The following is a 25,355-nucleotide window of genomic DNA, read 5'->3' on the forward strand; positions in this document are numbered from 1 at the left end:
GTGGCTCGCCGGATAGTGGGGTGTGGTTGCGGGCTGGCTTGGACCCTATAAATGGGATAATGCTTTAAACCTCCTGTTCCTCTCTATTAGGAGAGGGTGGCAGCCATTGAGCGAGGTCTTCGCGCGTAGCGAGCCACAGGCTATTGGCGGGTGCTCGGAGCACCCGCTCCATGGCATCAGAGGTTGCGGCAGCGATCCGCTCAAGGCAAGGCAAATCTGCAAGCGAGCAGTCCTCAGAGAGAAGCAACTCAGCACACGCATAGCCAAGGTCTTCCAGCAGGGAGATGATCAATCGCGCGGCCTGGTCTGGATAAGAGGTCTGGAAGACGCCCTCCTGGACGCCTTGCAGGATCATCTCCTCAAGCCAGGGAACCAGGCGTCTGATCCTGGTGGAATGCAGTTTATGGCGCACAATGGCATTATCATCGGCATACCAGACACGAGTGTACGCAAGCACCAGGTCTCTATGCGCCAACTTCCAGCGGTCGGCCGTAGCAAAGAAACGCTGAAACTTTTCAATCGCGCCCAATTCTGGATCATGAACGATGGGGAGCATTTGGGCTTCAACCGCGCTCCCCATGCGTTCGACAAGTGCCGCGAGCAATGCTGGCTTGGAATCAAAGTAGTGATAGAACGCCCCAGAAGAAATGCCCAGCTCACCCAGCAGGTCAGCAATTGCCATCTGCTCATAACCTTTGGTCGCAATAGCCCGCTGGGCCGCGTCAAGAATAGCGTTGCGCCTGGCTGCATGGGCTGCCTCGTTAACGACTCGTGCCATATCCTAGTACAGATCTCCCTCTCCCAATTAACAAACATACTCTCGGTTTATTATTCATAGTATAAGCTCATACATGGATCGCTGTCAATAAAAATGTCCATCATTATCCGAGTTTCTCAAAATTTCTTGAGGTTCTCTTGTCTCAATTCACAACCTCATGAAGAGAAAAGCCTGGACCATTCACCTTCGGTGAATGGTCCAGGCTTTTCTCTTCATGAGATTATTAGCTTAGCGTGGGCCAGCGGCGCGTATATCCTCGCTATCGGGGAGGAACTGCTCAAAATTCTTTTTGAACAGTTCGGCCAGGTAGGTGGCCTGCTGGTCATAGCCGTCCTGGTCGATCCAGGTGTTGCGCGGCTGTAAGATCTCAGCCGGAACGCCTGGGCAGCTCGTGGGAATTTGCAGATCAAAGATGGGATCGGTCATGATCTCCGCCTGCTCAATGTCGCCGTTAATCGCGGCCTTGACCATCTGACGCGTGTAGTTGATGTTGATACGCGAGCCAATGCCATAGGCACCACCCGTCCAGCCGGTGTTGATCAGGTAGCAGCGCACATTATGCTTCTCGATGCGCTCACGCAGCAGGTTCGCATACTCACCTGGGCGCAAGGGCAAAAAGGCCGCACCAAAGCAGGAGCTAAAGGTCGCCTGGGGCGAGGTCACACCGCGCTCGGTACCCGCCAGCTTGCTGGTATAGCCCGAGAGGAAGTAGTACATAGCCTGCTTAGTCGTCAACTTCGAGATGGGAGGCAAGACGCCAAAGGAATCGGCCGTCAGGAAGATCACCGCCTGGGGCTGGCCGCCCATGCCAGATTCCACGACATTGTCGATGAAGTCGATCGGGTAGGCCACGCGTGTGTTCTCGGTCAGCGAGCTATCTTCGTATTTGGGATTACGAGTCTTCTCATCGAGAACAACATTCTCGTAGACCGAGCCAAAGCGGATCGCGTTCCAGATCTGAGGCTCGTACTTCTCGGAGAGGTTGATGCACTTGGCATAACAGCCGCCCTCAAAGTTGAAGACGCCATTATCACCCCAGCCGTGCTCGTCGTCACCGATCAGCCGGCGCTCGGGGTCGGCTGAGAGGCTGGTCTTACCCGTGCCAGAGAGACCGAAGAAAAGCGCCACATCACCATCTTCGCCAATATTGGCGGAGCAGTGCATCGGCAGCACTCCCTGGGCCGGAAGAATAAAGTTAAGCACAGTAAAGATCGACTTCTTCATCTCGCCCGCGTACTCTGTACCCGCGATCAAGACCAAGCGCTCTTCAAAATCAATAATAATAGCGGTTTCGGAACGTGTACCATGAGCGCGTGGATTCATGCGGAAATGAGGAACGCAGAGAATCGTAAAGCCAGGATTCTCGCTCGTCTGATCGCTCTCGTTCGCGCGTAAGAAAAGCTGGCGTGCGAAGAGATTATGCCAGGCCAGCTCAGTAATGACCTGGATCGGCATACGATAGTTGGGATCAGCACCAGCCGCCGCGTCTAAGACATAGACATCGCGCCCCTGAAGATAGTCCGACAAGCTCTGGCGAATAAGAGCAAATGTCTCGGGAGACATGGGATGATTATTCTCGCCCCACCAGATCTTCGATGCGATCTCCTCGTTTGAAACGATAAATTTATCCTTGGGGGAGCGGCCAGTGTGGCTTCCTGTCGTCGCACGAAAAGCACCATTCGACGCCAGAACACCCTCTTTACGAGACAGCGCTTGCTCAATCAACACAGCAGGATCTAAATTCCAATTAATAGAGCCTAGATTTGTTAAACCGTAATCTTCAAGAGCCTTCCTGCTCATCATCATTGTCATATTGTTTAATCTCCTTCGGGGCCAGGTCCTCTCTTGATTTGCGCGCTTCACAACTACAATGGTGTTGGCACTCATCCACCGAGTACCATAACGCGTCCGGCCCCCAACCTAACCACCGTTAGTTTAATACAATTCATGGCTATAAAGCAACCCATTTTCAGTCTGAATAGCCAGATCTAGCAATAAATGTCAAGAATAGCCCAACAAAAAAGTAAATACATATACACCTTACACATAAGTGTGATTCATCTTCAAAACGACTGGCACCCCTGCCTGGTTTCACAACCACCCCATTCTCCCTTTGCCCAAAATACAAAAGAGGCCTGAAGCAACGTCTCCAGGCCCCTTTAGATCTCTTACCCTCACCCTATAATGTTGATTGGTTCATCCAGCAAGTTGTAGGGGCCATGCTGGCATGAACTGCCGAGCGAAGCGATTTCTCCACGCCTGAATTTCGGCCTGTGGGCCTCGAAAGTTCATGCCAGCATGGCCCCTACAAATTTTGTGAATCCGCCACTTAGAAGCTACCACCGCCATTATTGTTGGACATATCGCCATCGCTCCAGTTGATGGGAGCGTCCGCACCGAAGAAGCCGCCACCCTCATTAGTATTATCACTATCGCTACTACTCGGCCAGCCAGTGTCGGCGCTCGCAGTAAAGATGCTGCCACTTGCATGGCTCTCGCGTCTCCAGGTGTAGTCATCACAGTCATCGTCATCTGCTGCCCCACCTCGCCTAAGCTTCACAATCCAGGAAACGATCCCGATCAGGACGACAATGCCGAGAAGCGGCCAGACCATCCATGCGGGCATAGATGAGCCAGATGAACTAGATGAGCTATGGTATGAACTATGATAGTGGTAAGTAGTAGTATGTCTACATGTACATGGACGCCCCTGGCTCGTCAAAATAGCATCCACGCCTTTTCCCTGCGCGAAGCTCATGCCTGGCAATGCAGGGTAAGCCACTCGCGCCATTAGCGTCGACGCATTTCTGATCCCATACTTAATACTCTCCTCCTGAGAAGGCTCAGAGAGATAGGCTCCAGTTACAGCGCCGCACAATAGCAGAAGACAACTCAAACCTAGATATATATTTATAGGTCTCATCCATCTATTCATGCTCTTATTTATCCTCTTTCACTCTTCACCGCATCTAACTGGTAGATATCATAAACGATGACACAGAATAGCGCTATCAACTACTTCACAATTGTCCCATAACAACTCCACATATCCACACATACGTACACAAAGATAAATTCCCCAATCACAAGCGCGGTAGAAGAGAGGGTGATCCGGTATAGGCGAAAAACGCAATCGATCACACTGCCGCTTCCCTATAAGAAGGAAATGACAGTGTGATCGATAATAAATTTGCTGGGCAAAGGGTCGAAGCTACGCCAGTTTACTGGCCCTTCGTCTTCTCGCGAATATAGGCGACAAATTTATCGCCTCGGTCAAATTCGTTTAGGAACATGCCAAAGCTGGTAAATCCGGGCGAGAAGAGCAGGACATCGCCAGGGCGTGTCAGGGCCAGGGCGGCATCAATCGCCTGGTGGAAGTCAGCAAAGGTGCCGCGAACGGGATCAATCACACCTTGCCGCTCGATCTCCTGGCGCAGGGCAGGTAAAAGTTCATCAGTACCGCTGCCAGGCAACAGAATCACATCGCGACAGCGCTTAATGATAGTTTCAGGCCATTGCTCCAATGGAAGGTGTTTGGTATTGCCGCCCGCGACGAGCACGATGGGCTGCTCAAAGGCCTCCAGAGCCACCTGGCCCGCGATAGGTGAGGTACTGGTGCTATCGTTCACAATGCGTACGCCGTGCCACACGCAGACCTCTTCGAGGCGATGCGAGACGCCTTTGAAGCGGCGCACAGTCTCAGCGATCACACTTTCGGATACCCCGAGAAGGCGCGCAGTCGTCGTCGCCAGCAAGATATTCTCCAGGTTATGCCTCCCCTTCAAAGGCGTCTCGGCGAAGGCGAGGGGCTCAACCTGTGTGGGAGTGCCATCGACCAGGGCCGAACGTGGGAAGCTACCGCCATGCTCAACGCTGGTAAACCAGGTCTCGCCTGGGGCCTCCAGGCCAAAGTGGCGCGTCCAGGGATTGTCATAGTTGAAGACGGCAATGCCATGCTCCGTCTGGAAGCGAAAGATATTGGCCTTGGCCTCGGCATAGTCCTCCATGCCGTTGTAGGTATTGAGGTGGTCGGGATAAATATTGGTCATGACCGCGACCAAGGGACTAATACTGTGTGGGGCCAGCCCTTCAAGCTGCCAGCTCGACAACTCCAGCACCACCAGCGTCTCAGGGGTAATCTGTGGTAAGAGCGAGAGCGTCTCCACGCCCGCGACATTGCCACCGATCACAACTGGCGCCTGCCCGTGAGCGCGTAGTATCTCATAGATCAAGCTGGTAGTGGTCGTCTTGCCACGCGTCCCGGTGATACCAATGATGCGTCCGGGGCAGGCCAGGAAGAAGAGGCCAATCTCCATCTCGATCTGCGCCCCGTGCTCCTGCGCCAGCAGGAGGTAGCGCGAGGTGCGCGGCACCCCGGGATTACGGATCACCACGTCGGCCCAGATAAAATCCTCGTCGCGATGCTCGCCCAGGATAAACTCGATGGGAAGGCCAGCCAGCGCGCGCACGCTGGGGGCCAGGACCTCAGGCGATTTCATATCGGTCACACGTACGACCGCGCCTTGCTGAGCGGCGTAGCGAGCTGAGGCCATGCCCGAGCCCTGTAGCCCCAGGCCCATGACCAGCACGCGCTTTCCCCGCAGGTTCATATGCTTCAAACCCTCGCTTCCCTTTTTTCGTGCTTCCATCATATCAGAATCCCCAAGAGGAGACAAATAAAAAAGGGAGAAGAGAGTGTGCTCTTCCTTTGGGGCCGGAGCACTGTGCTCGCGTTGGGAGAGGGATGCATAGATGCGTCCCAGGCGCTGCTCGATCTCACGGGAATGATGGTTGAGAATCTGAAGCTGCTCGGTCAGTTGATAGACATTATCTTGCAGCATGTGAATCTCTTGCTCAAAATGGTCCAGAGATGGTATCGCAGCGAGAGGTTGAGAGACCTGAACCGGGATAGCAGCCGTGAGCGCGTCAGCGATAGCGACAGGCGTCTGCACGGTAGACTCAGACGCGAGTGGGCGTGTATGCACTCCCTCCTCGGCAGGCACAGCCAGCTGTTGCTGGGTGGCCTCCTGAGCCTGAACTGGCGCGGCGGGCGCCGCTTTTTTCGCTTCTCTGGTGGCTCCGCCGCCGCGCGCCAGGAGGAAAGCTCCAATAATCGCCAGGATCGCGACCGCGATCAGACCTCCGACGATAAACATGCGACATTCCTTTCTAGTGGTACGGTAAATCCCTACAAATTAGTGCAGGTGGATCTTTACAGTAGCACTCAAGCCAGGGACCAGGGTATGACCACCATTGCCATCCAGGCTCACAACCACGGGAACACGCTGACCGACCTTGGTGAAGTTGCCGCTTGAGTTATCGGAAGAAGGCAGCAGCGAGAACTGGCCAGCAGTCGCCTGCACGATGTGATCGATATGACCAGTAAAGGATTCGCCGGAGTAGGCATCGACGCTGACATCCACGTCCTGACCATTTTTGATATTGTTGAGCTGAGTCTCGTCAACATACGCGGTCACATTGAGCTTCGAGAGGTCAACGACCTGAGCCAGGGAGAGGCCAGCGCTGACAAGCTGTCCCTCAACACCGGTCTCCTGCACGATGGTGCCATCAATAGGACTGGTCAGATTGACATTCACCTTCTGGCCGGTCTGCGCGACAGCCGCCACGCTACCAATGACCTGTCCGGCCTGAACTTTATCGCCCTGTTTGACATTCAGTTGCGTTAACTGGCCCGCCTGGGGGCTGCTGATATTGAGAATCTGCCCGGAAATCTGAGCATCATCGGTAGAGTAGAAATTATAGCTATTATAAAACCAGTAGGCACCGGCACCCGCGATAGCCAGCAGGGCCACAAAGACAAGAACTGGAACAAGAATGAGACGACGCACGATGCGTTTCCTCCTTAGTAAAATGAGAAGAACGAAGAATATCAAAAGTGCTTACTCAGGCTAATAAATTACGAATCGAGTGTATGCCGGATTAGAGCGCCATCGACGCTTCCTCACGGGCTTTTTCCGCCTCCGCACGCTCTTCAGCGCTCATCGACGCTTCGTCAACCACGACAGCCTTTTTCTTGTTGCCAGTCACAAAGAGCGTCGCAATAATGGCGACAATAGCCAGGAAGAAGCTCACACGGAAGGCATCCTGCATCGCCATCATGTATGATCGGAGTTGCAGAAGTCCACCAATAGTCTTCAGGGCGTAGGCATACGCCGCGATCGCCGAAGCGCCTTTCCCCATCAGCCCCGCCTGGATCATCATTACCAGGTGACCAAACGAAGACGTAGGAGTCACCTGCTCAGCCAGGTGGGCGTAGTGAACCTTGTTCTGTGATTGCACCAGCGTCGCGATAATCGCCACAGCTAGAGAGCTACCGACAAAACGTATCGTTGTACTGACAGAAGAAGCCTGCGAGAGGCGGCGAGGCTGGATATTGGACAATGCCGAGACGCTCAATGGCTGCAAGCAGAGACCAATGCCAAAGCTACGCAAGATCAAGAGCCACTGGAAATCACCAATGGGAATTGAGGTGTTCAGCGAGGTATAGAGCCACATGGCAATCGCCAGAATAATCAAGCCTGGAATAACCACGGCTCGCACACCAATCCTATCCACCAGGCGGCCACCAACAAGTACAGCCACCATCGAAGCCAGCGCCTGCGGCAGCAGCACCAGGCCAGCCTGATACGCGCTCAAACCACGCAGGTTTTGCAGATAGATAGGGATCAAGAAGAGGCCACCATAGAGCGCGAAGACTACCAGAATACTGGCAATGCTACTGGTAGAGAACGAGCGATCCGCGAACACCGTCAGGTCCAGCAATGGTTGCTTGCCTCTTCGAGAAAGCCTCAACTCCACGAGAACAAAGGCTATCAACAGAACAATACCCACGATCAACGAGCCCATGACGATAGGTGAGGTCCAGCCATCTGTACTGGCATCAGAGAGACCATACAGCAGGAGAGCCAGGCCAATGCCTGAGCATAAGAAACCGGGAATATCGAACTTTTTATCCGGAACGATCTCGCCCTCGTGCAGGAAGAAGAAGGCCAGCAAGACGCCCAGAATACCGATTGGCAGATTAATATAGAAGATCAACTGCCAGTCCATATAGGTCACGATGTAGCCACCAATGGTGGGTCCCAGAGCCGGGCCAAGCAAGATAGGAATACCCAGCGCACCCATTACAGTACCACGCTCCTGAGGAGGAAACTCGCGATAGAGCAAGGTAATCGCCAGAGGCGAGAGAAAGGCACCTGCAACCCCCTGCATGATACGGAAGAGGATGAGCATGGGCAAGCTCCAGGAGAGGCCACATAAGACCGAGCCAAGGGTAAAGCCTGCCAGAGACAGAATATAAAAACGTTTAGTACCGATACGATCTGCAAGGAAAGCCGTAAGCGGAGTAGCGACGCCCTGAGCTAGCGTATAAGCGGTAAGCACCCACTGTACGCTATTAAGATCAGAACCAAAGGCCGTCTCTAGCCGGGGGACAGCGATATTGACGATGGTACCATCCAGAATAGACATGAAGATACCAAAAATCACCACGCCAGCCACAATCCACTTATACGGGAGGCCTCCCTCTCGCTTTGCAGCGGGGACGGAAACTTGCATGCAAGCACCTCCTAGCATGTATACAAAAATTTCGATCTAAGAATTTCAAGTTAAAAGCGAGGCAAACGAGAAAGGTTCAAAACAAACATACATACATTGGTAGCGGATAGAAGATTAAGGCAGCATATCCAGTTACCGGTGACGGGTAATATGTACGTCTGGTCATCAGGTTAATAAGAGTTTATAACAGAACAATGGGAAATAACAGCAGTGTATTCAGCTCATCTATGAGCAGTGATACCTTGAAAGTAAATGCGTTTCAGGTAGCCCGACAGCTCTTCAGGTGTGAGCTGCGGATTCTCGCGTAGCACATGGGTATAGGCCAGGGGCGAGAGTACGCTAAAAAACGTCTGCACCATCACAAAGGTAGGCAGAGAGGCTTCAAACTCACCAACCTGCTTTCCCTCTTCCAGCAATGTGGCAATGCCCTGCCGAATACAGGTAAAAGGTTGTGAAAGCTTCGCCTGGAGCAAAGATGCCAGTTCCAGATTATTATGGTACGCATACATAAAGTGTGCGTACTTATCGGAAAGGTACAGCAGCATTGAATCAAGCACGCAGATCAGGCGTTCGCGAGGAGAGCCCGGAGTCGCCATGGCTTGCTCAACCATCTCCTGAAAAGAATACAGGCGACGCGCAAAGAGTTCAGTCACAAGGTCTTCTTTGTGTTGAAAATGCAGATAGAGCGTACCCTTGGCGATCCCCACGCGAGACGCAATTTCGTCCATAGACATCTGGTGGTAACCCTGCTCAAAAAGTATGTCCTGGGTGACCTGTAGAATCAGGTCCTCGCGCTCCTTGCGTTGTCGCTCCTTTAGAGAGAGGGATTGAGCCATACGATCCGTTCCATGCCTCCCAATACTTGACTTACAAAGCCAAAGCATGACTTTTCTTCGCTCAGTTTGACTTAACATTTAAATCTTTGACTTTTCAGTCATAAATTTAACAGAACGTCATTGTTTTGTCAATAGGGGAAAAGCATGGCTATTTGTAGCATAGATCGGTGGGGAAGACTTCCCCAAAGAGGGAGATAACACAAATATCTTATTGGCGGAGTGCGCTACCGACGCGTGCTTTTGCAGCGTCGTCCGCCACGGTTGGCACATGGTTCGAGCGCCAGCCCAACGTATGGACCCGGCTAGAGCATATCTCTAGCCGGGTCCATACGTTGGGCCGTTAGTAAATCTACTTGCCAGTATTAGGGCTGGCAGACCCACTCGCGCCAGCTATAGCCGTCGCGCTGGAAGATTTCATAGGCGGCCTTGATATTCGCCTGAGCGTTGTAAGGCGACTGGCTGGCCTGCGACGTCGTGTTCCAGGTGCTTGGATAGAGAATCTGGAACAGGCCGGCGGCATGGCTACCACCAATGGCATATGGATTAGTCGCATTGGGATTCATCGATGATTCACACATCGCGACATGCTTGGCCCCAGGAGCATAAGCGCCAAATACCTGGTCAATCATCCCATCAATGCTCGTGCTTGCGGTCTGCACAGGCGCGGCAGGCGCAGTCGTGACAGGCGTCTTCTGCACAGGCGCGGGAGCTGGGGCGGGATTGCTCTTCGCAACATTTGAAAGACAGATTTGCTGGCCGACAAAAATAAGGTCGGGATTTGCCAGTTCGTTCTGCTTCGCCAGATCTTGCCATTTCAGGCCAAAGTGTTCTGCAATGGCACTCAACGTATCACCACTCACCACGTCATAGGACTTTCCGCTACAACGGGTCTGGGCATGAGCGCCCATCGTGTTGGCTCCCCAGAGAATGCTCAGACAGAGCACGGTAAGCACAAGCGCGAAGCGCACCAGACCGAAGCGCTGAATATTGTTCAAACGTAAGGTATTACGGATCTGCTTAAAATCCTTCAATTAGGACCTCTCGACTTTCTACATCTTCTTCTCCGAAAATCCTGAGCGCGCTTGTCCCCGAATGGGGGAAGCGCTAGTCACGCAAGTGACGTTGGGTTTCGGAATAAGAACATAGCTCATTGGCCAGGAACTAAAACAGTCAACCTTTCTTCGTAACGTCAGGTTGTATGTTCCTCATACGAGCAGTCCACCCATCCCATTGACACTCTTCTGCATCCTGGCACGGCCAGGGCTAGGGTATAATCCTTGCTCGCGTTCTCGCTTGCGGCTTTGTGATTTCTTGTGCGGTCACAGATCTCAAAGCATACATTGAGAAAAGCCAATATAACGACTACCATTTGTACGCGCAAACAATCCTTTGCCTTAACCTTACGCGCATCTCTTACCATCGCTTCGACAAACAAGCGGTGTTTCTGAGATTAAGGATATATTATCTTGAAATCGCCAGATATGCAATGATACACGTCGATATATAGGACAATGTACCTAGTGATACCATAATTTCGGCAAGGTGACATCGATAGTGTAGTGGGACCGACGCGGACTTTAGCAGTATCGTCTATTTACACACAAACGCAGCTATTATTCTACATATAGCTTAGCTTGCTAATCTACTTTTTTTATGATACATTTTGCTCGCTTGTAAGGATAGGGCAGAGGAGAAGTCGCACCGTCTTCGCTGCATATGCCCTATGAATGGCAACAAGTATGTGCTGCGGCGGGCTAATTTCTGCTCGGAGCGCTGCCTGTTTCTCTTCCTTGCTAGCGAACACAACCTGAAGGTATGCTTCTAGAACCTCTTTAGAGCATAAAAAAAGAAAACGCCAGGCGGCTATCTGGCCTGTTCTCCAGAGTTTCGTGATCTGTTTTGTACAGCCTCCGCTTCTGTCCTCAGCTCAGCACATGAGCAGCCTGGGCAGAGCTACCAACCAGGAGCAGAGATGCTCAAGGAAGGATAGTATGGCAACGCGAGCACGCGTAGAGGAAGTTCATATTATCTGGATGACAGGGGGATTGAGCTGCGATGGAGATACCATCTCGATTACCGCAGCAAGCCAACCAAGCGTCGAAGACGTGGTAATGGGCGCCATCCCTGGACTTCCTCAGGTGCATCTACACAATCCGGTACTGGCCTACGAGGTTGGAGAAGGCTTTATGTCGTGGTGGTATAAGGCCGAGCGCGGAGAGATTGACCCCTTTGTCCTCGTTGTTGAGGGCTCCATTCCCAATGAAAGCATCAAAGCAGAGGGCTACTGGGCCGCCCAGGGCAATGACCCTGTAACCAACCAACCTATTCCCACGGCCACGTGGATAGATCGCCTGGCCCCCAAGGCCTGGGCTGTCGTTGCCGCAGGAACCTGCGCCACGTATGGTGGCATCCATGCCATGCAGGGCAATCCTACTGGCGCTATGGGACTAGCAGACTACCTGGGCAAGAACTGGCGCTCATGGGCCGGCATCCCAATCGTGAATGTGCCAGGTTGCCCAGTACAACCCGATAACTTCATGGAGACGCTGCTCTACCTGCTCTACCAGGCCGCTGGCATGGCTCCTATGATCCCCCTCGATGAGGCCCTACGCCCCACCTGGCTCTTCGGCAAAACCGTCCACGAGGGTTGCGACCGAGGCAGCTACTACGAGGAGAGCGACTTCGCGACCGAATATGGTTCGCCCAAGTGCCTGGTCAAACTGGGCTGCTGGGGACCGGTCGTGCAATGCAATGTGCCTAAACGCGGCTGGATGGCGGGCCTGGGTGGCTGCCCCAATGTGGGCGGCATCTGCATCGGCTGCACCATGCCCGGCTTCCCCGACAAGTTCATGCCCTTCATGGATGAGCCACCCGGCGCCAAGGCTTCTACTAACCTGATCAACCTCTATGGCCCGGTCATGCGCAAGCTGCGCAGTATCACCAACACAACGCTTAACAAAGAGCCATCCTGGCGGCACAAGGGCCGGGAGCTGGCGACGAGCTATCACCCGACATGGTAAACGCCATCACGGGATACCTACAAACGTGGGCATTTCGACAGAAAGAGAGAGATTTATGGCGACTCAAATCAAGAGAGGAGCAGCTCCAGCGCCACCAACCCAGCTCGTAGAAATGGCATGGGATCCTATTACCCGTATCGTAGGGAGCCTGGGCATCTACACCAAAATCGATTTTCAGCAGCGCAAGGTCGCCGAGTGTTACAGCACATCCTCGATCTTCCGTGGCTATAGCCTCTTTATGCAGGGCAAGGATCCACGCGACGCGCACTTTATTACCAGCCGCATCTGTGGCATCTGTGGCGATAACCACGCCACCTGTTCGGTCTATACCCAGAACATGGCCTATGGCGTCAAACCACCCGCGCTCGGCGAGTGGATTCTGAACCTGGGCGAGGCCGCGGAGTACATGTTCGACCATAACCTCTACCAGGAGAACCTGGCGGCGGTCGATTTCTGCGAGCAGATGGTGCGCGAGACCAACCCTGGTGTACTGGACCTGGCGGAGAAGACCGAGGCTCCGCACGCCAAAGAGCATGGCTATCGCACGATTGCCGACATCATGCGCTCGCTCAATCCCTTCAGCGGCGAGTTCTATCGCGAAGCCCTACAAATGAGCCGGCTGGCACGCGAGAAGTTCTGCCTGATGGAGGGGCGCCACGTCCATCCCTCGACCCTCTATCCCGGTGGCGTCGGCACAGTGGCAACCGTCCAGCTCTTCACGGACTACCTGGTCCGCTTGATGAGGTATGTCGAGTTCATGAAGAAGGTCGTCCCCCTGCACGATGACCTCTTTGACTTCTTCTACCAGGCCCTCCCAGGCTATGAGAAAGTAGGCTATCGGCAGACGCTGCTCGGCTGCTGGGGTTCGTTCCAGGACCCGGATGTCTGCGATTATGACTATCGCACCATGAATGAGTGGGGCAAGGCCATGCTTGTGACGCCGGGCATCATCGTCGACAATGAATTAATCACCACGAACCTCGTAGACATCAACCTGGGCATTCGCATCCTGCTGGGCAGTTCGTACTATGATGACTGGCAGAACGAGCGCACCTTTGTTGATCGCGATCCCCTGGGGAACCCGGTCGATAAGCATCATCCCTGGAACCAGACGACGATTCCAAAGCCGCAGAAGCGCGACTTCAATGAGAAGTATAGCTGGGTCATGTCGCCCCGCTGGTACGATCAGCGTAGTGGCAAGTACCTGGCCCTGGATACCGGCGGCGGCCCCATCGCTCGCCTATGGGCCACGGCCCTGGCTGGCCTGGTCAACCTGGATGGCTATATCGAGGCCACAGGCCATAGCGTGAAGATCCGCCTGCCCAAGACGGCCATGAAGCCAGAAGTCGAGTATGAGTGGAAGATTCCCCAGTGGAGCAATGCTCTCGAACGCGACCGCGCGCGTACCTACTTCCAGGCCTATGCGGCGGCGGTAGCGCTCTACTGTATGGATAAGGCCCTGGCCGAGATCCGCGCCGGACACACCAAGACCTGGAGCGACTTCTCGGTGCCGAAGGAGGCCATTGGCTGCGGCTTCCATGAAGCGGTTCGCGGCGTGCTCTCACACCATATGGTGATCGAGAACGGGAAGATCGCCAACTATCATCCCTATCCACCCACACCCTGGAACGCCAGCGTGCGCGACATCTATGGCACGCCTGGTCCCTATGAAGATGCCGTTCAGAACACCCCCATCTTCGAGGAGAATGGTCCAGATAACTTCAAGGGCATTGACATCATGCGCACGGTACGCAGCTTTGATCCCTGCTTACCCTGTGGCGTGCATATGTACCTGGGCGAGGGGAAAGAATTACAGGTTGTCCATTCGCCAACGTTCGGACAACCCTTGTAGCACATTTCCACCATAGAAAGAGGTACGACGATGCCAAAAGGCAAGAAACACGTTGAACCCGTACACCAGAGTGGGACAGGCAAGGGTGAGGAGGCAATGCAAAAGACTGGGCAGGAGGCCGGACGCCATGATACTGGCATCAGCGGAGCACAGCGCCGCACAGGTAAGGCCTCGGGTCGCTTCTCTACGGGTATAAACCCCAAAAAGGAAGAACCGATTGATCCCAACAGCCCATACCTGCCAGCACCCTAAAACAGTAGATAGCATGTTGCAGGATCCTCAGACGGATCGAAGGATCACTTCGGTAGCTCAGCAATCGCCTCCTTCACCTAGCCTGCACGTGCAGAACGATTATGGCATGGAGATACATAAACGTCAAGCATTTTCGTATTAGTTTAAGAAGAACGTACCTCAGGTAGGGAGAAGAGTCCATGCAGCAGCATTTACAGGAGCACCAGCGACGAGCAGAGCGCATCGAGGCACTACTTCAGGAGGTAGCGCAGTTTCGCGACCAGCAGGCTCGTGAGACCACCGAAGAGCTTGTACAATTGCTGCTCGATCTCTATGGCGAGGGCCTGGTACGCCTGCTCGATATTGCCCGACGCGCTCAGAGCACGGGAGACGCCCTGGTGGAGCGCTTTGCTCAGGATGAGCTTCTGGCCTCGCTCTTGCTGCTACATGGACTTCACCCCCTCGACCTGGAGACACGCGTGCGCCAGGCTCTGGGCAAACTGCAAACCACGCTTGGGCCGCGCGGAGGCACGCTCGACCTGCTCAAGATTGAACAGGCCAGAGCCTACCTCATTCTCAATGGGAACCACTCCAGTTGTCCCTCCTCAAATGCCTCCCTGACGGCAAAGATTGAACAGGCTGTGCATGAGGTGGCTCCTGAGTTGGAGGAGATCCTGATCGAGCAGAACAACCATCATAAGGCAACGATGCCTGTGACCTTTGTTCCCAGGCAGCGCCAGAAGAAGAGCACGAGGGAAGCGCTATGACAGCGAATTATCCAGATGACGGGCATATCGCGCCGTCTCCCCTGCGAGCGCTGAGGAGGTTCGCGCGCACGCAACCTATCGAACAGGCCTCTGCGGAACACTGTGAGCTGTGTGGCGAGGTCCTCGCGTCAGAGCACCGCCACCTCCTGGACCTCTCCAGCCGCGCCTGCCTCTGTGCCTGTAACGCCTGCACGCTCCTCTTTGCAGGTGAGCGCCAGCAGGCACGCTACCGGGCTATTCCTCGGCGCGTCCTGCTCCTCTCAGACTTTCAGCTCGACGAGGCCCAGTGGGAGGCGCTTATGCTCCCGGTCAACATGGTCTACATCTTTCACACGGCTCAAGGGGCACGCGCCTTCTATCCCAGTCCAGCTGGCGCTATGGAGTCGCTGCTAGGCCTGGAGCAGTGGCAGGGTATCCTCGCGGCCAATCCAGTATTGGAGGAGATGGAGGAGGATGTAGAGGCCTTGCTGATTAACCGGGTGCGCGAGCAGCACGAATACTACCTGGCGCCTATCGATGCCTGTTATCAGCTTGTCGGCAAGATTCGTCTACACTGGCGTGGCCTCAGTGGCGGACAGGAAGCGTGGGAGAAAATCAGGGCCTTCTTCGAGCGCCTGCGGGCGCAGGCAACGATCTATACCAGGCCGATAGGTTCGCCCACAGATGGAGGAGAGCAGCCATGCCAGAGCTGAACTTCGAAATTGTCCAGGCCGAGGTTCCGACATATGCCGCGACGCCCATGCTGCTCTTTCAGTTACGTGTGAGCAATGAAGACGCAGAAGAGACCATTCACAGCATCGCGCTCCGCTGCCAGATCCAGATCGCGGTCACGCAGCGCCACTACAGCCCCCGCGCCCAGGCCCGCCTGCTTGAAGTCTTTGGCGAACCCCAGCGCTGGGGCGAGACCCTGCGCAGCCTGCACTGGATGCACGTGGGCGTCGTTGTGCCACAGTTTCGCGACAGCACACTTGTAGATCTGCCCGTTCCCTGCACCTACGACTTTGATGTCGTCGGAACAAAATACTTTGACGCCCTTGAGGATGGCGAGATCCCTCTCAGCTTTCTCTTTAGCGGGACGATCTTCTACAGTGGAGAGCAGGGACAGTTACAAATCGGGCAGATCCCATGGTCGAAAGAGGCCTTCTATCGCCTACCAGTCAGCCACTGGCATGACATGATGAATCACTACTATCCCAATAGCGCCTGGATTCGCATGCATAAAGACGTCTTTGATCTTCTCTATGCCTATAAGATGGGACATAAATTGCTGACCTGGGATGATACCCTGCAACGCCTGCTCTATACAGCCAGCAAGGAGGTAGAGCCATGATATCAGAGCATATCAAAGCCATCGCCGACGCGGTGCTCTACGAGGGCTACCTGCTCTATCCCTATCGTCACGACGCGCTCAAAAATCGCCTGCGCTGGACCATCGGCGTGGTCTATCCTCGCCCCTATAGCGAGGCGCAAGGCAATATTGAACCCTGGCACATGCGCACCGAATGCCTGATTCAGGGTTCACCCTCCATCCGCCTGGCGGTCCTTGCCCGCTTCCTCCACCTGCTTGCCTGCACTCCAGACACACCACAAAGTGAGGCAAGCGAACAAGAGAGCTGGCAAGAGGGCATGGAGCGCGAGGTCCTGGCCCCTGAGATGGTACTTGGCAACCTGCTTGTGCAGCCACAGACAGTAGAGATCAGCTTCAAGGGCATGCAACAGACAGATGCGTCCACCTCACCTGGCAGAACCGCTGTCACGCGGGTACAACAGCCGCTTCAGGGCAGATTATACATCAGCGCGACGCGGCTTGAGTCGCAGCTCTTCAAGCTCCGGGTTGAGATTGAAAATACGACGCCCGGCACGGAGCAGGTCAGCAATCGCCATGATGCCATTCTCTTGCATACCTTCGTCTCCACTCACACAATCTTGCAGGTAGAACATGGTAGCTTTATCTCGCTGTTGGAGTACCCCGACGAGCTGAGTCAGGCAGTACAGGGCTGCCAGAATGTCCGCACATGGCCGGTGCTGGTTGGGGAACAGGGCGCACGCGACACCATGCTTTCAGCGCCCATCATTCTCTATGATTATCCTCAGATCGCGCCCGAGAGTCCCGGCACCTTCTTCGACGGTACCGAGATCGACGAATTGCTCACGCTACGCATTCTCACGCTCAGCGATGAAGAGAAAGAGGCCATGCGCCATGGGAGCGAGCAGGCGCGCCAGCTTCTCGAACGGGTCGAAACCCTGGCGCCAGAACAACTGATGACGCTTCACGGCACCATTCGCGAGTGGCAGACCAGCAAGCCACAACCGGCGCGCAAGACCTATGAGCAGACCTTTCCTGGCGAGGACTATCCGCCGCCACGAGCGATACGCATCGCTAACCGCGAGGTAAGCGCTGGCGACCGCGTGCGCCTGCATCCCAAACTGCGGGCGGATGCCTTTGATCTCTTGCTCAATGGTAAGGTGGCACGCGTCGAAGGCATCCAGCAGGATTTTGAGAACCGGCTCTTCCTCGTCGTGACGCTGGACGATGATCCTGGGCGCGAGCAATGGGATGAGCGCGTCCTGCCCGGGCATCGCTTCTTCTTCGCGCCCGAGGAGGTTGAACCACTGGTGGAGGGAACGCTATGAGTCAGTCTGCATCCAGGCCGCAAAGCCAACCATCCATTCTGATCGCAGGGATTGGCAACATCTTTCTGGGCGATGATGGCTTCGGCTGCGAGGTGGCTCAACGCCTCCTGCGCCGCGAGGCCAGGCCGTATCCCGCAGGTGTAGAGATAGTTGATTTCGGCATCCGAGGCGTGGAGCTCGCCTATACCCTGCTCGATGGCTACGATACCCTGATCCTGATCGACACGGTGGCACGAGGAGGAGCGCCCGGCACCCTCCACCTGCTCGAAATAGACCAGGCACAACCGACGCCTGAGCAAGGAACAGAGGCGGGTCGCATCGCCCTGGATGCGCACAGCATGGATCCGGTCAAGATGCTGGCCTTCGCCCATACACTCGGTGCCCAGCCCGGGCGCACTCTGCTGGTTGGCTGCGAACCCTCGCCACTCGATACCCAGGCAGACGACTTCGATATTCATCCAGGGTTAAGCCAGCCAGTCGAGGCCGCGATTAGTGAGGCCATTCAGCTTATTGACACGCTTGTAGCAGAGGCCCTCGTAGATACTCAGCAGGCAGCCGTTTCATCCAGGACAAAGGAGTCATCCTTTTAGCAAGGAAAGGTCTGGTAATGTTATGAAACCATTTACCTTACTCGCCGCGCTTGGTCTGATAGTGCTCATCCTCAGGCAACTTTATCCCGACTATCAGCGCTATATGCGCATACGCCATATGTGATATGCGATATGTAATATGTAACAGGGGGCCACCATGCATGAACTCGCCATCGCGCAGGGTATAGCCGAAGCTGTCGACGCCCAGGCGCAGAACCACCAGGCCACGCATGTACGCGACATTCACCTCCAGATTGGAGAGGCCCAGGGCGTGGTGAATGACTCGCTCACCTTCTGTTTTGAGATGGTGGCCAGCCTCTACCCGCTGCTGGAGGGATCACGGCTCTCAATTGAGTTCATCCCATACCGCGCGCGCTGCCAGCACTGTGCCAGCGAGTTCACCGTCATAAACTTTATTCGCCAGTGTCCGGCCTGCCAGGGCTGGGAGACAGAGATCATTTCTGGCACTGAGATGCAGATCGTTGACATAGAGATTGATACCACCATGCAGGCAGAGGAGTAGTGAGCATGCCCAAGGTTACCATCGCGCAAAAGATCCTGGCGGTCAACGAGGATATCGCCCAGGAGATACGCCAGCAGCTACGAGCACACGGCATCCGCACGATCAACCTCATGAGCGGACCGGGCGCCGGGAAGACCACACTGCTGGAGCAGACTATTGCGCGCCTGCATACACGCATCGGCATCGGCGTCATCGAGGGTGATATTGAGACCAGCGCGGACGCAGAGCGTATTGAGGCGGCAGGTGGCATCTCCGTCCAGATCAATACGCGTGGGGCCTGCCACCTGGAGGCGCATATGGTGCGTGACGCGCTCACGCAGATGGACCTGGCACCCCTGCGCCTGCTCTTCATTGAGAACATCGGCAACCTGGTCTGTCCCTCCGCCTGGGATCTGGGCGAAGACCTTCGCGTAGTGATGGTCAGCACCAGCGAGGGAGATGATAAACCAGCCAAGTATCCCGAGATGTTCGCCAGCGCGCAGACCCTGGTCATCAACAAACTGGATCTTCTGCCCTATGTCACCTATGACCGGGAAAAGGTCAAACGGCAGGCGCGGGCTATCAATCCAGATCTGACGATCTTCGAGGTAAGTTGCCGAACAGGTACCGGCCTACCAGCCTGGTGCGACTGGCTCAAGTCGCTTCCCCCCGGTAGGGAACCCGGTTTACCGCGTCCGTTTCCCATCTGGTAGGGACCCGGTTTACCGCGTCCGAAGGCGATTAATCGCCCGTAGGCGCAGCCCAAAGGTTCCATTGCACTCCGCTGAAAGTGGTTCGTCTGTTGCCACAAAGGTTTTTGGCTTGCGCTGCACTACCATGAATGGCATTTGGACGCGGTAAACCGGGTCCCTACCGAGTGTAGAGCGTTTTCTAGCGTTTTTGTATAGATTAGGGAAGGATCAGGTGTGAGGTCGCAGTGACGCGCGTAGCCCTGCGAAGGAGCAGTCATGGCAACGGTCAGTGACACGACAATTGAGCGTAGACGCCTCACTATCCGGGGCATCGTCCAGGGCGTAGGCTTCCGCCCATTCGTCTACACCCAGGCCATCCAGTGCGGGCTGACAGGCTTTGTGCTCAACAACAGTCTGGGAGTCACCATCGAGGTCGAGGGCGTCCTTGCACAAATTGAGCGCTTTCAGCACGCTATGCGCCATGACACACCTCCCCTGGCACACGTCGATACCATGGAAGTAGAGTCCATTCCCCTTTGCAATGAGCAAAACTTTCGCATTGCTCACAGCGAGGCAGGAGACGAGCGACAGGCCCTCATCTCGCCAGACTGCGCGACCTGCCCTGACTGCCTGCGCGAGCTCTTCACGCCAGGCGACCGGCGCTTCGCCTATCCCTTTATCAACTGCACCAACTGTGGTCCGCGCTTCACCATCATCCAGGATGTCCCCTATGACCGGGAGAAGACTACCATGCGCGCCTTCACCATGTGTCCCGCCTGCCAGGCGGAATACGAGGACCCGGCCAATCGACGCTTCCATGCTCAGCCCAACGCCTGTCCTGTGTGCGGCCCCCATGTGCAGTTCCAGGCATGGCAAGAAACACAAGCCGATCTCGACTCGAAGAGAGATCAGATTGCGCTCGCAGCTGAGCAGCTTGCGCAAGGAGTCATCCTCGCCATCAAGGGACTGGGTGGCTATCACCTGGCCTGTGATGCCTGCAACGCCGAAGCTGTGCAGCGACTGCGACAGCGCAAGCGACGCGAGGCCAAACCCTTCGCCCTCATGGTGCCGGATATTGAGATAGCGCAACAGCTCTGCCATATCCACGAGAACGAGGCGACTCTGCTCCAGTCTCATCGCCGCCCGATTGTTCTGCTTGATCAGCTACCCAAGAACCCGGTGGCTTCTGGTGTCGCGCCAGGCTATGACACTCTAGGACTGATGTTGCCTTATACCCCACTCCACCATCTCCTGCTCCGGCATTTTCGTGAGTGCGTAGGGGCGGAAGGTGTGCCAGTCCTCGTGATGACAAGCGGGAATCTGAGCGAGGAGCCCATTGCCTATCGCGACGCGGATGCGCGAACACGTCTCGCCCCCATCGCGGAGGGTATGCTCAGCCATAACCGCGAGATTCATATGCGCACCGACGACTCGGTCGCCCGCGTCATTGGCGGAGGGATACAGTTTCTGCGCCGTGCACGCGGCTATGTGCCCGAGCCTATCGCGCTGAGCTTTGACCTGCCTGTCCCCCTGCTGGCCTGTGGTGGACATCTGAAAAACACCTTCTGCGTTGGCAAGCAACGCAGTGCCTTCCTCAGCCACCACATTGGCGACCTGGAGAATTGGGAGACCTTAACCTCGTTCCGTGAGGGCATCACGCACTTTCAGCGTCTCTTTGATATCGAGCCCCAGGCCATCGCCTACGACCTGCATCCCGAGTACCTGGCGACCAAATATGCCCTTGAGACGGACATTTCTCAGAAGATCGGAGTACAGCATCACCACGCGCACATTACCAGCGTCATGGCGGAGCACCAGCTTGAGGGGAGCGTGCTCGGCATCGCCGCCGATGGCACGGGATATGGGACGGATGGCGCCATCTGGGGCTGCGAAATTATGGAGGCCACGCTTGGCGACTTCACGCGCCTGGCGCACCTGGCCTACGTACCGCTCCCAGGGGGCGAGCAAGCTATCCGTCAGCCCTGGCGCATGGCGGCGGTCTACCTGGACCAGGCCTTTGGCGCGAGCTTCCCTGAGCTACCCATCCCTTTCACGCATATGCTTGATCGCCGCGCCTGGAGACCCATCTCACAGATGATCGAGCGCCAGCTCAATAGTCCAGCCACCTCCAGCCTGGGGCGACTCTTTGATGCCGTGGCCGCGCTCCTGGGACTACGCCGGGAGGTGCTCTACGAGGGACAGGCAGCGATTGAGCTTGAAATCCTGGCGCACAAGGCAGGCCTGAGCATGGAAGACGACTGCTATCCCTTCGCCATCCAGGAGCAGGGCGAACAGCATCCCAGGCTCCTGAATGTCGCGCCGACCATACGAGCCATAGTTGAAGATATGAAGCGTGGTGAATCCTCAGCCAATATCGCCGCTCGTTTTCATCACACTATTGCGGAGATGCTGGCCACAATCTGTTGCGATTTAGGGGCGAGCAGCGGGCAACGGCGCGTCGCGCTGAGCGGGGGCGTCTTCCAGAATCGCTTCCTACTTGAAGAAGTGCAGCGGCGCCTGGAGGCCTCCGGGTTTCACGTCTACGTCAATCGGCAGGTCCCACCTAATGATGGCGGGCTCTGCCTGGGGCAGCTCGCCACAGCGGCGGCGCGTCTGCGTACAGCAACTAGCTAATATAAAAGGAGAAACGCTATGTGTCTCGGCATCCCTGGCAAGATTGTAGATATTGTTGACGACGCCAACTCGATTGCAAAAGTCGATGTCTCGGGCGTCAAGCGCAACGTAAATGTAGGACTGGTGCGGCCTGAGGGCATTGGTCCTGGCGACTGGGTGCTGATTCATGTCGGCTTCGCCATGAGCAAGATCGATGAGCACGAGGCCCAGGAGACGATGACCGCCCTCCACCAGATGGGCGATGTCTACACCGATGAATTGAAGATGCTGCGCTCAAGCCAAATTGAATAGATCTATCCAGCCAGCCATAGTTATTATTACGCTAGATTGAGGGGGAGAGCATGAGGCAAGCAATGCCACAAAAACATGTCGACCTGCGCACACTCGTCGAGGCCCGTTTCGCCCAGAGCACCTCGGTCCCCGAAACGTTTTTCGCCGCTCAGGCCCCGCATATCGCGGAGGCCTGCTGGGCCATGGCGCGCCGCTTCCACCAGCAGGGCCGCCTGATTGCCTTTGGCAATGGGGCCTGGGCCACCGATGCCCAGCATATCTCGGTGGAGTTTGTGCACCCGGTCATCGTGGGGAAACGCGCCCTTCCGGCCATGGCCCTGACCAATGATAGCGCCACCATTAGCGGTTTAATGGCTGGTGGCGCGCCTACCATGCCTTTCGCGCGCCAACTACAAGCCCTGGCGCGCCCGCAGGATATCGCCATTGGCTACTCCATTGGTGGGCAGGACGCCAATGTACTCGCTGGGCTGGCACAAGCCCGGCAACAAGGGCTGCTAACCCTGGCCCTGCTGGGGCGTGATGGCGGAGAGATCGCGCGGAGTGATCTCGACTTCTGCTTCGTCGTCCAGGCCAACGATCCACTGGTCATTCAAGAGACGCATGAGACGCTCTATCACGTCCTCTGGGAACTGGTTCACGTCTTCTTCGAGCATGAGGGCTTACTTTCGCAATGAAGAAACATGAGGCACACAATCAGGAAGAGACACTTTTGCAACGGATGCAGGATACATACAGCAATTGCACTACAGGTGTGGATGGGCACTGTATCACCTGCTCAGACGAAGCGCTACCCGCACGCATTCTGAGCGTTGACGAGGCATGTGGAATAGCGCTGGTAGAGATTGCAGATGAGCAGACTGAGGTCGATGTCACGCTGCTCGATCACCTGGAGCCAGGCGACATGATCCTGGTACATGGAGGCACAGGTATATCACGGTACTAGAAAAGGGGGTGCAGGGGTCTCCCCTGCCGGGGCGCGGGGTGTCCCCGTTTCCTTTTTCTTCTTTCCCAAATGCTCCTATGAAACGATGTGAGGGCAAAGCAAGAGCAAGAGAGACCTGCATCCCGCGCTGGAGAGAAAGTAGGAGGAGGAAAGCGATGAGTGAAGCACAAGGTTCAGAATACGACAAGCTCTTCTATCCCTTCCTCTTTGAAGGGGGAAAAGCTGATGTAGCAGAGGTGCTGGCGGAGGTACGACACTCCACACTGGAGAAATGCCACGAAGTCGTGGCGCTCAGGCGCGCCACGCTCGCGGAGTTTGAAGAGCAGATCGTAGCCGCGGGCGAGGCCATGACGCACGCCTTCACCAATGGAGCGCTGCTCCTGGCCTTTGGCAACGGCGGCAGCGCGACCGACGCCCAGGATATCGTGGCCGAGCTGCTGGACCCGCCCTTTCCAGGAGGAAGACCTCTGCCAGCCATCTCCCTCACCAATGACATCGCCGTCGTCACGGCGGTAGGCAACGACGTAGGCTATGAAAACGTCTTCCTACGCCAGGTCATCGCCTTTGGCCATCCCGGCGATATCGCGCTGGGCGTCTCGACCAGCGGCAACTCCGCGAACGTCCTTCTGGCCCTGGAGCAGGCCAAAAAGCAACAGATGCTGACCATCGGCCTGACGGGCTACGAGGGCGGAAAAATGCTGCGCTCGAAGGCGCTTGACTACTGCATCAACTCACCAAGCGACCATATTCCACGCATCCAGGAGGCGCAGGCCACCGTCTATCACGCGCTCCTTGAAATAATACACGTCCTGCTCAGCGAGCAGCAACAGAAAGAGCAAGCGAATGGGCATGAAATACATTGATGAATACCGCGACGCCGAACTGGCGAAGCGCATCTCCACGGAAGTAGACCGCCTGAGCCAGGGTCAGTCGCTCAAGCTTATGGAGGTCTGTGGCGGGCATACCCACACCATCTATAAACATGGGATTGAGGACGTCCTACCACACAATATCGACCTGGTGCATGGTCCAGGCTGCCCCGTCTGTGTGCTGCCCATGGGTCGCATCGATGATGCCCTGGCGATTGCGCGCATGGAGAATGTCATCTTCACTACCTTTGGCGATATGATGCGCGTCCCGGGTTCTAAGGGGAGTTTGCTGGATGCCAAAGCCGAGGGAGCTGATGTGCGCTTCGTCTACTCACCCCTGGACGCCTTTAAGCTGGCCCGTCAATATCCCGACCGCCAGGTGGTCTTCTTCGCCATCGGCTTTGAGACGACGGCACCCTCAACAGCGGTTACACTCCTGCGCGCCAAGGCCGAAGGTGTGCACAACTTCTCGGTCTTCTGCAATCACGTGACCATCATTCCCGCCATCAAGGCCATCCTTGATTCGCCCGATCTGCGCCTGGACGGCTTTGTCGGACCTGGACATGTGAGTATGGTCATCGGCATGCGACCCTATAACTTTATCGCGCAGCAGCATCACAAGCCAGTCGTCATCGCAGGCTTTGAGCCACTCGACATTATTCAATCGGTCTATATGATCGTCAAGCAGATCAGCGAGGGGCGCTCAGAGGTCGAGAACCAGTATACGCGCGTCGTTCGCCCGGAGGGGAACATCAAAGCCCTGGAGGCCATGGCACGCACGATGGAGCTACGCCCGTTCTTCGAGTGGCGCGGACTGGGCTTTATCACGCATAGCGCTTTGAAGCTCCGCCCAGAGTTCGCGGAGTGGGATGCCGAGCTACGCTTCGACGTGCCGGGGCTACGCGTGGCCGATCCCAAGGCCTGCCAGTGTGGCGAAGTGCTCAAGGGCGTGATCAAGCCCTGGGAATGCAAGGTCTTTGGCACGGCCTGCACCCCTGAGACACCTATCGGCACCTGCATGGTCTCGCCGGAGGGGGCCTGCGCCGCCTACTTTAACTATGGACGCTTCTCGATGGCGGCCGAGCGCTCCCGCCTGCATATACAATCGAACGCCACTATTCCCACCCGCTCATAAAAG

25 protein-coding genes are annotated in these 25,355 nt (G+C 55.8%); 17 read left to right on the top strand and 8 right to left on the bottom strand.

What is annotated here, in order from left to right; translation table 11 throughout:
- Positions 1–64 precede the first annotated feature (64 nt).
- The 8 genes from KRAC_RS60685 to KRAC_RS03785 form a co-directional block, all read right to left on the bottom strand.
- Positions 65–778 carry a TetR/AcrR family transcriptional regulator gene (locus KRAC_RS60685; protein WP_007904641.1) on the bottom strand — a complete coding sequence of 238 codons (714 nt, stop codon included), beginning with the start codon at positions 776–778 and terminating at the stop codon, positions 65–67.
- Between the two features lie 228 nt (positions 779–1,006).
- A complete protein-coding gene (gene pckA / locus KRAC_RS03755) occupies positions 1,007–2,590 on the bottom strand; it encodes a phosphoenolpyruvate carboxykinase (ATP) (protein ID WP_007904643.1) in 1,584 nt (527 codons plus the stop codon).
- A 517-nt stretch (positions 2,591–3,107) separates the two neighbouring features.
- The gene (locus tag KRAC_RS03760) at positions 3,108–3,404 is read right to left on the bottom strand and encodes a hypothetical protein (protein ID WP_040441872.1); all 297 of its coding nucleotides are present in this window, start codon (positions 3,402–3,404) and stop codon (positions 3,108–3,110) included.
- Positions 3,405–3,999: 595 nt separating this feature from the next.
- Positions 4,000–5,934, bottom strand: coding sequence for a UDP-N-acetylmuramoyl-L-alanine--D-glutamate ligase (gene murD / locus KRAC_RS03765; RefSeq protein WP_007904645.1), 1,935 nt, complete (start codon positions 5,932–5,934; stop codon positions 4,000–4,002).
- A gap of 39 nt (positions 5,935–5,973) precedes the next feature.
- Entirely contained in the window at positions 5,974–6,627 is a 654-nt protein-coding gene (locus KRAC_RS03770) for an HlyD family secretion protein (RefSeq protein WP_007904646.1), read from the bottom strand.
- Between the two features lie 91 nt (positions 6,628–6,718).
- Positions 6,719–8,356 carry a DHA2 family efflux MFS transporter permease subunit gene (locus KRAC_RS03775; RefSeq protein WP_007904647.1) on the bottom strand — a complete coding sequence of 546 codons (1,638 nt, stop codon included), beginning with the start codon at positions 8,354–8,356 and terminating at the stop codon, positions 6,719–6,721.
- A gap of 221 nt (positions 8,357–8,577) precedes the next feature.
- On the bottom strand, positions 8,578–9,192 hold the full coding sequence (locus KRAC_RS03780) for a TetR/AcrR family transcriptional regulator (RefSeq protein ID WP_007904648.1): 615 nt from the start codon (positions 9,190–9,192) through the stop codon (positions 8,578–8,580).
- Between the two features lie 362 nt (positions 9,193–9,554).
- Entirely contained in the window at positions 9,555–10,223 is a 669-nt protein-coding gene (locus tag KRAC_RS03785) for a LysM peptidoglycan-binding domain-containing protein (protein WP_040441873.1), read from the bottom strand.
- Positions 10,224–11,183: 960 nt separating this feature from the next.
- Between KRAC_RS03785 and KRAC_RS03790 the strand changes: the two genes are divergently transcribed.
- The 17 genes from KRAC_RS03790 to hypD all read left to right on the top strand — a co-directional run bounded on the left by KRAC_RS03790 (position 11,184) and on the right by hypD (position 25,352).
- Positions 11,184–12,212: an NADH-quinone oxidoreductase subunit B family protein gene (locus tag KRAC_RS03790; protein ID WP_007904649.1), complete on the top strand. Its 1,029-nt coding sequence runs from the start codon at positions 11,184–11,186 to the stop codon at positions 12,210–12,212.
- 55 nt (positions 12,213–12,267) lie between these two features.
- Positions 12,268–14,064, top strand: a complete 1,797-nt coding sequence (locus tag KRAC_RS03795) for a nickel-dependent hydrogenase large subunit (protein WP_007904650.1) — start codon at positions 12,268–12,270, stop codon at positions 14,062–14,064.
- Positions 14,065–14,094: 30 nt separating this feature from the next.
- A complete protein-coding gene (locus KRAC_RS03800; protein ID WP_007904651.1) occupies positions 14,095–14,316 on the top strand; it encodes a hypothetical protein in 222 nt (73 codons plus the stop codon).
- 179 nt (positions 14,317–14,495) lie between these two features.
- The gene (locus KRAC_RS03805; protein ID WP_007904653.1) at positions 14,496–15,062 is read left to right on the top strand and encodes a NifU family protein; all 567 of its coding nucleotides are present in this window, start codon (positions 14,496–14,498) and stop codon (positions 15,060–15,062) included.
- Positions 15,059–15,754, top strand: a complete 696-nt coding sequence (locus KRAC_RS03810; protein ID WP_007904655.1) for a DUF5947 family protein — start codon at positions 15,059–15,061, stop codon at positions 15,752–15,754. The genes KRAC_RS03805 and KRAC_RS03810 overlap by 4 nt, the downstream gene beginning before the upstream one ends.
- Positions 15,742–16,392 (top strand): DUF6084 family protein, encoded by a 651-nt coding sequence (locus KRAC_RS03815; protein ID WP_007904657.1) that lies wholly within the window; start codon positions 15,742–15,744, stop codon positions 16,390–16,392. Before KRAC_RS03810 ends, KRAC_RS03815 begins: the two co-directional genes overlap by 13 nt.
- Positions 16,389–17,696, top strand: a complete 1,308-nt coding sequence (locus KRAC_RS03820) for a hypothetical protein (RefSeq protein ID WP_007904659.1) — start codon at positions 16,389–16,391, stop codon at positions 17,694–17,696. The genes KRAC_RS03815 and KRAC_RS03820 overlap by 4 nt, the downstream gene beginning before the upstream one ends.
- Positions 17,693–18,286 (top strand): hydrogenase maturation protease, encoded by a 594-nt coding sequence (locus KRAC_RS03825; RefSeq protein ID WP_007904661.1) that lies wholly within the window; start codon positions 17,693–17,695, stop codon positions 18,284–18,286. The genes KRAC_RS03820 and KRAC_RS03825 overlap by 4 nt, the downstream gene beginning before the upstream one ends.
- 22 nt (positions 18,287–18,308) lie before the next feature.
- The gene (locus KRAC_RS79255) at positions 18,309–18,410 is read left to right on the top strand and encodes a DUF6893 family small protein (RefSeq protein ID WP_007904663.1); all 102 of its coding nucleotides are present in this window, start codon (positions 18,309–18,311) and stop codon (positions 18,408–18,410) included.
- 33 nt (positions 18,411–18,443) lie between these two features.
- Positions 18,444–18,809 carry a hydrogenase maturation nickel metallochaperone HypA gene (gene hypA, locus KRAC_RS03830; protein WP_007904664.1) on the top strand — a complete coding sequence of 122 codons (366 nt, stop codon included), beginning with the start codon at positions 18,444–18,446 and terminating at the stop codon, positions 18,807–18,809.
- A gap of 5 nt (positions 18,810–18,814) precedes the next feature.
- The gene (hypB, locus tag KRAC_RS03835; protein WP_007904665.1) at positions 18,815–19,501 is read left to right on the top strand and encodes a hydrogenase nickel incorporation protein HypB; all 687 of its coding nucleotides are present in this window, start codon (positions 18,815–18,817) and stop codon (positions 19,499–19,501) included.
- A gap of 255 nt (positions 19,502–19,756) precedes the next feature.
- Complete coding sequence (hypF, locus tag KRAC_RS03840) at positions 19,757–22,114, top strand: carbamoyltransferase HypF (protein WP_007904666.1); 2,358 nt, start codon at positions 19,757–19,759, stop codon at positions 22,112–22,114.
- Between the two features lie 18 nt (positions 22,115–22,132).
- Positions 22,133–22,405, top strand: coding sequence for a HypC/HybG/HupF family hydrogenase formation chaperone (locus KRAC_RS03845; protein WP_007904667.1), 273 nt, complete (start codon positions 22,133–22,135; stop codon positions 22,403–22,405).
- A gap of 62 nt (positions 22,406–22,467) precedes the next feature.
- Positions 22,468–23,079 (top strand): D-sedoheptulose-7-phosphate isomerase, encoded by a 612-nt coding sequence (locus tag KRAC_RS03850; RefSeq protein ID WP_040441875.1) that lies wholly within the window; start codon positions 22,468–22,470, stop codon positions 23,077–23,079.
- Positions 23,076–23,348, top strand: coding sequence for a HypC/HybG/HupF family hydrogenase formation chaperone (locus tag KRAC_RS03855; protein WP_007904672.1), 273 nt, complete (start codon positions 23,076–23,078; stop codon positions 23,346–23,348). Before KRAC_RS03850 ends, KRAC_RS03855 begins: the two co-directional genes overlap by 4 nt.
- 155 nt (positions 23,349–23,503) lie before the next feature.
- Positions 23,504–24,211, top strand: coding sequence for a D-sedoheptulose-7-phosphate isomerase (locus tag KRAC_RS03860; protein WP_007904673.1), 708 nt, complete (start codon positions 23,504–23,506; stop codon positions 24,209–24,211).
- Positions 24,198–25,352, top strand: a complete 1,155-nt coding sequence (hypD, locus tag KRAC_RS03865; RefSeq protein ID WP_040442774.1) for a hydrogenase formation protein HypD — start codon at positions 24,198–24,200, stop codon at positions 25,350–25,352. The genes KRAC_RS03860 and hypD overlap by 14 nt, the downstream gene beginning before the upstream one ends.
- Positions 25,353–25,355: the final 3 nt, after the last annotated feature.

The sequence above is a fragment of the Ktedonobacter racemifer DSM 44963 genome (genome assembly GCF_000178855.1).
GTDB lineage: Bacteria > Chloroflexota > Ktedonobacteria > Ktedonobacterales > Ktedonobacteraceae > Ktedonobacter > Ktedonobacter racemifer.

Coding starts and splice junctions, on each gene's coding strand:
- KRAC_RS03790 (WP_007904649.1), top strand. CDS start 11,184: ATGGCAACGCGAGCACGCGTAGAGGAAGTTCATATTATCTGGATGACA.
- hypF (WP_007904666.1), top strand. CDS start 19,757: ATGGCAACGGTCAGTGACACGACAATTGAGCGTAGACGCCTCACTATC.
- KRAC_RS03825 (WP_007904661.1), top strand. CDS start 17,693: ATGAGTCAGTCTGCATCCAGGCCGCAAAGCCAACCATCCATTCTGATC.
- KRAC_RS03820 (WP_007904659.1), top strand. CDS start 16,389: ATGATATCAGAGCATATCAAAGCCATCGCCGACGCGGTGCTCTACGAG.
- murD (WP_007904645.1), bottom strand. CDS start 5,934: ATGTTTATCGTCGGAGGTCTGATCGCGGTCGCGATCCTGGCGATTATT.
- KRAC_RS03800 (WP_007904651.1), top strand. CDS start 14,095: ATGCCAAAAGGCAAGAAACACGTTGAACCCGTACACCAGAGTGGGACA.
- KRAC_RS03805 (WP_007904653.1), top strand. CDS start 14,496: ATGCAGCAGCATTTACAGGAGCACCAGCGACGAGCAGAGCGCATCGAG.
- KRAC_RS03860 (WP_007904673.1), top strand. CDS start 23,504: ATGAGTGAAGCACAAGGTTCAGAATACGACAAGCTCTTCTATCCCTTC.
- KRAC_RS03815 (WP_007904657.1), top strand. CDS start 15,742: ATGCCAGAGCTGAACTTCGAAATTGTCCAGGCCGAGGTTCCGACATAT.
- KRAC_RS79255 (WP_007904663.1), top strand. CDS start 18,309: ATGAAACCATTTACCTTACTCGCCGCGCTTGGTCTGATAGTGCTCATC.
- KRAC_RS03850 (WP_040441875.1), top strand. CDS start 22,468: ATGCCACAAAAACATGTCGACCTGCGCACACTCGTCGAGGCCCGTTTC.
- KRAC_RS03775 (WP_007904647.1), bottom strand. CDS start 8,356: ATGCAAGTTTCCGTCCCCGCTGCAAAGCGAGAGGGAGGCCTCCCGTAT.
- KRAC_RS03845 (WP_007904667.1), top strand. CDS start 22,133: ATGTGTCTCGGCATCCCTGGCAAGATTGTAGATATTGTTGACGACGCC.
- KRAC_RS03810 (WP_007904655.1), top strand. CDS start 15,059: ATGACAGCGAATTATCCAGATGACGGGCATATCGCGCCGTCTCCCCTG.
- KRAC_RS03795 (WP_007904650.1), top strand. CDS start 12,268: ATGGCGACTCAAATCAAGAGAGGAGCAGCTCCAGCGCCACCAACCCAG.
- hypD (WP_040442774.1), top strand. CDS start 24,198: ATGAAATACATTGATGAATACCGCGACGCCGAACTGGCGAAGCGCATC.
- hypB (WP_007904665.1), top strand. CDS start 18,815: ATGCCCAAGGTTACCATCGCGCAAAAGATCCTGGCGGTCAACGAGGAT.
- hypA (WP_007904664.1), top strand. CDS start 18,444: ATGCATGAACTCGCCATCGCGCAGGGTATAGCCGAAGCTGTCGACGCC.
- KRAC_RS03760 (WP_040441872.1), bottom strand. CDS start 3,404: ATGCCCGCATGGATGGTCTGGCCGCTTCTCGGCATTGTCGTCCTGATC.
- KRAC_RS60685 (WP_007904641.1), bottom strand. CDS start 778: ATGGCACGAGTCGTTAACGAGGCAGCCCATGCAGCCAGGCGCAACGCT.
- pckA (WP_007904643.1), bottom strand. CDS start 2,590: ATGACAATGATGATGAGCAGGAAGGCTCTTGAAGATTACGGTTTAACA.
- KRAC_RS03780 (WP_007904648.1), bottom strand. CDS start 9,192: ATGGCTCAATCCCTCTCTCTAAAGGAGCGACAACGCAAGGAGCGCGAG.
- KRAC_RS03855 (WP_007904672.1), top strand. CDS start 23,076: ATGAAGAAACATGAGGCACACAATCAGGAAGAGACACTTTTGCAACGG.